This is a genomic window from Myxococcus sp. AM011 (assembly GCF_013372595.1).
In the GTDB taxonomy this organism is placed as follows: domain Bacteria; phylum Myxococcota; class Myxococcia; order Myxococcales; family Myxococcaceae; genus Myxococcus; species Myxococcus eversor.
Genome location: NZ_JABXEM010000375.1, coordinates 1 through 8,425 on the forward strand (window position 1 = coordinate 1; position 8,425 = coordinate 8,425).

Annotated in this window: 7 protein-coding genes; 3 read left to right on the forward strand and 4 right to left on the reverse strand. The window is 69.2% G+C overall.

Annotated elements, in window-relative coordinates; translation table 11 throughout:
* Positions 1–7: 7 nt before the first annotated feature.
* The 3 genes from HUW62_RS43630 to HUW62_RS43640 form a co-directional block, all read right to left on the reverse strand.
* The gene (locus HUW62_RS43630) at positions 8–1,639 is read right to left on the reverse strand and encodes a (2,3-dihydroxybenzoyl)adenylate synthase (protein ID WP_176437809.1); all 1,632 of its coding nucleotides are present in this window, start codon (positions 1,637–1,639) and stop codon (positions 8–10) included.
* Complete coding sequence (gene dhbC, locus HUW62_RS43635; RefSeq protein WP_176437810.1) at positions 1,636–2,868, reverse strand: isochorismate synthase DhbC; 1,233 nt, start codon at positions 2,866–2,868, stop codon at positions 1,636–1,638. Before dhbC ends, HUW62_RS43630 begins: the two co-directional genes overlap by 4 nt.
* Positions 2,869–3,015: 147 nt before the next feature.
* Positions 3,016–3,789: a 2,3-dihydro-2,3-dihydroxybenzoate dehydrogenase gene (locus HUW62_RS43640; RefSeq protein ID WP_176437811.1), complete on the reverse strand. Its 774-nt coding sequence runs from the start codon at positions 3,787–3,789 to the stop codon at positions 3,016–3,018.
* Positions 3,790–3,946: 157 nt separating this feature from the next.
* Between HUW62_RS43640 and HUW62_RS43645 the strand changes: the two genes are divergently transcribed.
* Both HUW62_RS43645 and HUW62_RS43650 read left to right on the forward strand, forming a co-directional pair.
* Positions 3,947–4,126, forward strand: a complete 180-nt coding sequence (locus tag HUW62_RS43645) for a helix-turn-helix domain-containing protein (RefSeq protein ID WP_255203972.1) — start codon at positions 3,947–3,949, stop codon at positions 4,124–4,126.
* 234 nt (positions 4,127–4,360) lie between these two features.
* Entirely contained in the window at positions 4,361–5,110 is a 750-nt protein-coding gene (locus tag HUW62_RS43650) for a cyclic nucleotide-binding domain-containing protein (protein WP_368670629.1), read from the forward strand.
* A gap of 4 nt (positions 5,111–5,114) precedes the next feature.
* Here HUW62_RS43650 and HUW62_RS43655 read toward each other — a convergent pair whose 3' ends face one another.
* Positions 5,115–6,290, reverse strand: coding sequence for an OmpP1/FadL family transporter (locus HUW62_RS43655; RefSeq protein ID WP_303626918.1), 1,176 nt, complete (start codon positions 6,288–6,290; stop codon positions 5,115–5,117).
* Between the two features lie 360 nt (positions 6,291–6,650).
* Between HUW62_RS43655 and HUW62_RS43660 the strand changes: the two genes are divergently transcribed.
* Positions 6,651–8,425, forward strand: a 1,775-nt coding sequence (locus tag HUW62_RS43660; protein WP_255203973.1) for a condensation domain-containing protein, incomplete at its 3' end; no start/stop codon positions are given.

Consider the following 8,425-nt stretch of genomic DNA (forward strand, 5'->3'; position numbering starts at 1 on the left):
GGGTGTTTCAGCGGGGAGCGGTGGGGCGGCTCAGCGTCTCGCGGAGCGCCTTCTTGCTGACCTTGCCGACGCCCGTCTTGGGGAACGTCTCGACGAACTCGACCCGGTCCGGAATCTTGAAGGCCGCCAGTCCCCGCTCCCGCAGGAACGAGGTCAGCGACGTGGCGGCGGGAGGCGTGCCCCGGGGGATGACGAACGCGCAGGTGCGCTCGCCCAGGAAGGCGTCCGGCATGGAGACGACGGCCGCGTCGTGGACCTCCGGGTGGGCCAGCAGGTGGTTCTCCACCTCCTCCGCGGCCACCTTGTCGCCGCCCCGGTTGATCTGGTCCTTCGCCCGGCCCTCCACCACGAGGTAGCCGTCCGCGGTCATCCGCACCAGGTCTCCGGTGCAGTAGAAGCCATCGGAGGTGAAGGCCCGCGCGTTGTGCGTCTCCGCCTTGTAGTAGCCGCGGATGGTGTACGGCCCGCGCGTGAGCAACTGGCCCGTCTCGCCCGTCGGCACGTCGTGGCCGTCCTCGTCGACGATGCGGACCTCGTCGTCGACGCAGATGGGCCGGCCCTGGGTGTTGACGATGCGCTCCTCGGAGTCGTCCAGGCGCGTGTAGTTGACCAGGCCCTCGGCCATGCCGAAGACCTGCTGCACGGTGCAGCCCAGCGTGGGCTTCACGCGCGCGGCGGCCTCCGCGCTGAACCTGGCGCCGCCCACCTGGAGCACGCGCAGGCTGGACAAGTCATGCCGGCGCGCCTTGGCCGCGTCCAGCCACACCATGGCCAGGGGAGGCACCAGCGCGGTGATGGTGACCTTCTCCTGCTCGATGAGCGGGAAGGCCACGTCGGGGCTCGGGTGCAGGGCCAGCACGGAGGTGCCGCCCGCGTAGAACGTGCCGAACACACCCGGCGAGCTCATGGGGAAGTTGTGCGCCGCCGGCAGCGCGCAGAGGTACACGCTCGACGTGTCGAGCTGGCAGATCTCCGCGCTGGCGCGCAGGCTGTACAGGTAGTCGTCGTGCGTGCGGGGAATCAGCTTGGGCACGCCCGTGCTGCCACCGGAGAGCTGAAAGAAGGCCACGTCGTCCGGACGCGGCTCCGTCAGCGCCACCGGCTCCGCGGCGTACAGGCTCTCCAGCGAGGTGAAGGGCCCCGCGTCGCCCACGACGATGACGTGCTGGAGCGACGGCGTCTTCGCCTTCACGCTGGCCGCGAGGGTGCGGTAGTCGAAGCCGCCGTGACGGTCGGCGATGACGTAGGCGACCGCCTCGGTGAACTCGCAGAAGTAGCCGATCTCCGAGGCGCGGTGCGCGGGCAGCGCGAAGACGGGCAGGGCTCCCAGGCGGAAGAGGGCGAAGCACACCTCGTGGAACGCGCCGATGTTGGGCAGCTGCACCACCACGCGGTCCTGGGACTTGATGCCCAGGGCCTTGAGGCCCGCGGCCAGCCGGTCCACGCGCGCGTCCAGCTCGCGGTACGTCCAGCGCTCCTTGCCCGACACCAGCGCGGTGCGCTCGCCATGGCGCTCGGCGCGCTCGCGCAGCATCCGACCGAAGGTCTCACCCTTCCAGTAGCCCGCGCGGCGGTAGCGCTCCGCCTGGTCCTGGGGCCACGTGGGGCAGCCCGGCAGCCGGGAGTCGCCCTGGCTCACGGCTTCACCTCGACGCCCTGGCTCAGCCCCATCGCGACCAGCATCGTCCGGAACTTCGCCTCGGTCTCCGCCAGCTCCGACTCCGGCTTGGAGCCCGCGACGATGCCCGCGCCCGCGAACAGCCGCAGCGAGTTCTCGTCGGCCTCCGCGCAGCGGATGGTCACCGCCCACTGCCCGTCACCATTCACGTCGCACCAACCCACGGTGCCCGTGTAGTAGCCGCGCTCGAAGGGCTCGATGTGGCCGATGGTCGCGTGCGCCAACTGGGTCGGGTAGCCACAGACGGCCGGGGTGGGGTGGAGCGCGACGGCGAGCGTCAGCGACGTAATCGACGGGTCCGCCAGCTCACCGACGATGCGGCTGGACAGGTGCCACATCGTCTGCGTGCTGACGAGCGACGGCTTCGCGGGCACGTCCAGCGTCTTGCAGAACGGCCGCATCGCCTCCGCCACCGCGTCGATGACCACCGCGTGCTCGTGCAAATCCTTGGGGGACTGGAGCAGTCCCGCCGCGCGAGCCTGGTCCTCCACCGGGTCCGGGCTTCGCGGAATCGAGCCCGCCAGCGGGTTGGCCAGCACCTGCATCCCCGAGCGCGACACCAAGAGCTCCGGGCTCGCGCCAATCAGCGTGCGCCGGCCCTCGCCGGGCATCATCCCCGGACGCGTGGGCAGGTCCGCCGCGAAGGTGTAACCAGACGGGTTGCGCCGGGCCAGGTTGTGCAGAAGCCGCTGCAGGTCGATGGGCGTCGTGGCGCTCAAGTGGAGCGAGCGCGACAGCACGACCTTGCGCAAGGGGCCGCTCTCCATCAGCTTCAGCGCCTGCGCCACGCCGTCCAGGTACGCGGCCGGCTCCGGCACGGGCTGCACGGTGTAGCGCGTGGGCACGCCCTGGTACGGCATCGCCACGTCGTCGAACACCAGCGGGCCCGCGCGCTGGATGGTCATCGGCACCACGAGCTGCGCGGGGACGCTCCCGTCGAAGGGCACCGCGCCCACCGCCACCGGGATGTCATGGTCCGCCTGACGCGCCTCGCTGAGCACCGCCGCCACGCGCTCGGGCAGCCGCTCCAATGAGCTGGCCCCGCCCACGTGCGGCACGGTGGCGAACGTCCCCTGCGCCAGCAAGGTGCGGCGAGGCGAGGCGAAGAAGAATGAGGAGCCCGCTTCGTAGTTCTCGAGCAACTGCGCGGCCAGCTTCTGGGGTGCCACTGCGCGTTCGGTCGTCTTCACGGCCAACCTCCTGTTCCGAGCGCCAGTCCCACGGTGCGGGCATCGCCTCGGAGCGAACTTGCCACTTCGATACTGATCCTGATAATCATTCTCAAATAAAGCCCGCTCGAACCCACCTGGATGCGGGCGGGGGAGGGGGATGCTGAGTCAGACGCCCAGCGTGGCGCCGCCGTCGACACAGAGGTCGTGCATGGTGATGTGGCGGGCGCGGTCGGAAGCGAGGAACTGCACGGCCTCCGCGATGTCTCGGGGGCTGGCGATGCGCCGCAGGGGGATGCCCACGCGAAAGGTCTCCGAGGCTCCGGCGATGACCGCGTCCGCGCCGTGCTCGTCCTTCCACATTCCCCGCTGCATGGCCGTGTCGGTGGAGCCCGGAGACACCACGTTGCAGCGGATGCCGTACTGGGCCAGCTCCAGGCCCAGGCACTTGGTGAACATGGTGGAGGCGGCCTTGGACGCGGCATACGCGGCCATCTGCATCCGAGGCGTCCCCGCGGCATTGGAGCCCACGGTGACGATGACGCCCGAGCGGCGCGGCACCATGCGCCGGGCCACCGCGCGTGAAACATGGAACACGCCGTTCGTGTTCACGCCGAAGGTCGTCGCCCAGTCCTCGTCGCTCAAGTCCACCACCGGAGCCATCCGCAGCACGCCCGCCACGTTGACCAGCGTGTGGATGGGGCCCAGCTCCCGCTCGATTCGCTCGACGACGGTCTCCACCGCGGCCGCGTCGCTCACGCTGACCGGCCACGCCGTGGCCTTCTGGCCCTTGCCGCGCAGCTCCGCCACCAGCGACAGCAACCCCTCCGCGTTCGTGTCGAGCGCGGCGATGGTGGCCTCGGGAGCCAACACCCGAGCGACTTCGGCGCCGATGCCTTGCGCGGCACCCGTCACCAGTGCCACTCGCGGTGTGTCTCCCATCCGGCCCTTCGCTTTCTGGAACCCGGGGGTCCACAGGGAAAGAAGAATAATGAGAATGATTCTCATTATTGGGCGACTAGTGCCATGCGCGACCCGTCGTGTCAAGAGTGGTGAGACCCGGGGGCGAGTGTGTCGAAATGTTTCCAACCCAAAGGAGATGCTGGCTGCGTGGTCATTCCACGCAAGCCCACACACGGAGCTGGCCAACCTCTGTGGGCTGACTCGTGAGCGCACCAACAAGTGGCTGCGCTTCTGCGTGCGCGAGGGATTGCTGTCCTATGAGGGAGGGAGAATCACCCTGGTCCATCCTGACAGGCTGGGGCGGGAAACCCCTTAGCACCTGGGGGCATTCGCCGTGTGAACGCATTCACTGCGACACGGATTGAGCCCACGTACGTTTGTCATGCATCTCCACAGAGGGGGCCGCATGGCGCGACTGGCTTTTCCACACCCGTTTTCGGCCCCTCGGACCTCCCCAGACGCGTCTGGGGAATTCGCGGAATCATCTCCGCGCGTCGGGGCGACCATTTCCGCGCCGGAGGCGTCCCCGGTCGGCGCCGCTCCACTCCCCGTGTGGACGCGGTTCCTGCCCGCCGGGCGCGTGGTGGTGCGCGAAGGCGACCCGGGCTCGTCCCTGTTCGTCATCCTGGAAGGCAAGGTGGGGGTGTACCGCGAGGGAGGAGCTCGCGAGGCGCGCATGGTGGGGCACCTGACGAGCGGAGGCTTCTTCGGGGAGCTGTCGCTGCTGACGAACTGCCCGCGGACGGCGAGCGTCGTCACGCTGGAGCGAACGGTGCTGCGGGAGCTGTCGCGGACGGGCCTGTCGCTGATGGGCGCACGCCACGGGCTGGTGGCGCCGGTGGTGGCCATGCGGGGTCGGGAGCGGCTGCTCGCGGATGCGCTGAGCGGCAGCGCGCTGTTGAACGCGCTGTCACCGGAGCTGTGGACGCATCTGGGGAGCGCGCTGGAGCCCTGCTCGGTGGAGGCCGGTGAGCAGCTGCTCACCTACGGCAGTCCGGGCGAGGCGCTCTTCATCCTGCTGCGAGGCCGCTGCGGTGTCTTCCACACGCACGCGGACGGACGCACCACGTCGTATCCGGACATGGTGGAGGGAGACCTCTTCGGTGAGGTCTCCCTGCTGCGAGGGCGCCGCGCCACCGCGACGGTGAAGACGCTGACGCCCTGCACGCTGCTGCGGTTGGACCGGGAGGTGTTCCGCAAGCACTTCTGGGGGCAGGCGGAGATGCGCCGCGCGCTCGTGAGGCTGGGGATGCAGCGCATGCACCGGACGATGGAGGTCATCACCCAGCCCGCGGATTGAGGGCCTACAGCGCGTAGCCGAGCGTCACGCCGAGCACATGCGCGGAGCCGGAGTAGTTGCCTTCCATGCCCGGCGCGGTGCTCTCCGTGTCCGCGAGGAACACGAACTGGTAGCCCACGTCCGCGCGCAGGCCGGAGGTCGTGGTGTAGCCCGCGCCGATGGCCACCTTGTAGCGGTCCGCGTCCGGCAGGTCCGGCGTCAGCGTGTCGGAGGGGCTGGGGGACAGATCCGCGACCAGGCCCGCGCGCGCCTGGAGCTGGGGCGTGACGGTGTACTCGGCGCCCAGGTGATACTTCACCTTCGTCGACCACGTCTTGGCGATGGGGTTGTTGAGCGCGGGCGTGTCGGGGAACTCGATGGCCAGCGCCTCGAAGCTGGACCAGTAGGTGACCTGGGCGTCCAGCGCCACGGTCAGCCGCTCCACCGGATAGATGGACAGGCCGATGGCGAGCGTGGCGGGGAAGGTGACGTCCGCGCTCACGCGCTGGTCCACCATGCGCTGCTGGAACTCCACCGGGATGTTCTGGAAGTCGGCCTGCCCCTCGAACGTGACGGCGACGGAGCTGCGGTAGTGCACGCCCAGCGTCAGCTCACCGGGCAGCAGCTCCGCCTGGAGCCCCGCGTTGAAGCCCACGCCCCACGCGCCGCCGCCCAGGTGGACGGCTCCCTCGCTGTCCAGGAAGTTCAGCGCCCGGCGGATCTCCACCGTGGAGCGCACGACGTCCACGCCCGCGCCCACGCGGATGGCGTCATGGAGCTGATACGCGACGGTGGGGTTGATGTAGTACGCGGCGAGGTTCGACTGCTGCCCGCGGAAGCGTCCCACGAAGTCGTCCTCCCAGTTGCTGCGCGCGCCATAGGGTGCGTAGGCCCCCACGCCGAACGCGAGCTTCTCGAAGGGGCGAAACACCGCGAAGACATGCGGCGGCGGTGACAGCGTCAGCTTCTGGCCCTGCGTGGAGCCGCCCGTCGGCGTGAACTTCAGGTTGGGGAGGATGCCGGTGTCTCCCACGGTGATATCCAACGTCTTCACGCCGAGGATGTTGGCCGCGTTGGAGTAGATGGCGGACGAGTCTTCAATCCACGCCGTGGCCGCGTTGCCGAGGCCCGTGGCGCGAGCGCTCTGCGTGTCGATCTGAAACCCCGCGGCCTGGCTGGCGCCTGCGGCGAGGAGCGTCATGAGTGAGAGCGTTGTCTTCATGGTCGGTTTGAATCGCGCACTATAGGACAGTCTGCTTTGGCGCAGTGCGCTGGGCATCCAGGCTTGGAACAATTTTCCGGATGCCGGGCCCTGAACGATGCATCCCCGGGTCAGTCGCACACCACGCGCCCAAGTGTGAACCGGTCACCCTTGGTAGGGGGGTGCGTGCATTTACCCAGGTTTTATCAGTAAGACTTGTTTTACCTGGACTCCCCTCTCCAGGGCCCTCCCATGACCCAGCCACGCTCCCAGGACCTCCTCGTAGAGCGAAGCGTCACCCGTGCGGTGGAACCCCGCACCGACACAGAGCGTGCCGTCGCGCACATCTGGAGTGAGGTGTTGAACATCTCGCAGGTGGGCGCGCTCGACAGTTTCTTCGAGCTGGGTGGCCACTCGCTGTTGGCGACACAGGTGCTCTCGCGCATCCGGACGTCGCTTCGGGTGGAGCTGTCGCTGCAGGAGATGTTCGACCTGGTGACGGTATCGGCGCTGGCGGGACGTATCGACGCGCTGGTGGCGTTGCAGCCCGGCGAGGAGCTGGAGCCGCTGCACGCATCGCGCGGGGAGCGGCCGTCATCGCTGGTGCCGTGCGAGCGGCAGGCGGAGTTGTCCTTCGCGCAGCAGCGGCTGTGGTTCCTGGACCAGTACGCACCGGGCAGTCCGCTCTACAACCTGCCGGCGGCGTTGCGGCTGGAGGGCACGCTCGACGTGGCGGCGCTGGAGCGCGCGTTCACGGAGCTGGTGTGTCGACACCAATCCTTGCGCACGGTGTTTCCCGCGCGAGATGGCCGGCCGCTCCAGGTGGTGGCTCATGCGGGCAACGCGCCCATGGCCCTGGAGGTGGAGGACCTGCGCTACCTGCCCGAAGTGGAGCGCGAGGCCATCGCCCTGCGCGCCGTGCGCGAGGAGGCGCGGCGCCCGTTCGACCTGGTCCGGGGGCCGCTCCTGCGCGCGCGGCTCCTGCGCCTGTCGGAGCGCGAGCACATGGCGGTCGTCACGATGCACCACATCATCTCGGATGCGTGGTCCATCTCCGTGCTCATCCGGGAGGTGGTGGCGCTCTACGAGGCGTTCAGCGCGGGCAGGCCGTCGCCACTTCCGGAGCTCTCCCTCCAGTACGTGGACCATGCGGTGAGACAGCGCGAGCGGCTGCGGGGCGAGGCGTTGGAGCGACAGCTCACGTGGTGGCGGCAGCAGTTGGAGGGGGCCCCGCCCGCGCTGGAGCTTCCGACGGACCAGCCTCGTGTCGCCGGGGCATCGAACTCGGGGGCGGTGCTCAAGGTGGAGCTGCCGGTGGGGCTGGTCCGCATGCTGCGTGGCTTCTGTCGCCAGGAGGGGGCCACGTTGTTCATGGGACTTCTCGCGGGGCTCCAGGTGTTGTTGTCGCGGTACTCGGGGCAGGACGACATCTGCGTGGGCGCCCCTGTCGCGGGACGTACCCTTCCGGAGACGGAAGGGTTGATCGGCTTCTTCGTGAACACGCTGGTGTTGCGCACGAAGCTGGACGGAGACCCGACGTTCCGCGAGCTGCTGGGACGCGTGCGCGAGACGACGCTGGGCGCGTACTCACACCAGGACGTGCCGTTCGAGAAGCTGGTGGAGGTGCTCCAGCCGGAGCGCCAGCCCAAGCGCACGCCGTTCTTCGAGGTGGCGCTGGTCCTGGTCAACACCCCCATGGCGGCGTTGGAGAGCCCGGGACTGCGCTTCCGTCCGCTGGACGTGGACAGCGGCACGTCGAAGTTCGACTTCACGCTGACCTTGCGCGAGACGTCGACGGGACTTTCCGGGACGCTGGAGTACCGCACGGACCTCTACGAGTCCGCGTCCGCCGAGCGACTGGTGACACATCTGGAGCGCGTGCTGGAGCGGGCGGTGATTGCACCCCAGCTGCGCCTGTCGGAGTTGTCCCTCGTGACGGAACTGGACCGGCGGCTCGTGCTGGACAGCTGGAACGCGACGTCCGTCGAATCGCGAATCGAGGTCTGCGCGCACGAGTGGGTGGAGGCGCAGGCGGCGAGGACGCCAGAGGCGGTGGCGGTGGTGTTCGAGGGGGAGCGACTGACGTACGCGCAGCTGGAGAAGCGAGCGAATCAGCTGGCGTGGCACCTGGGGGC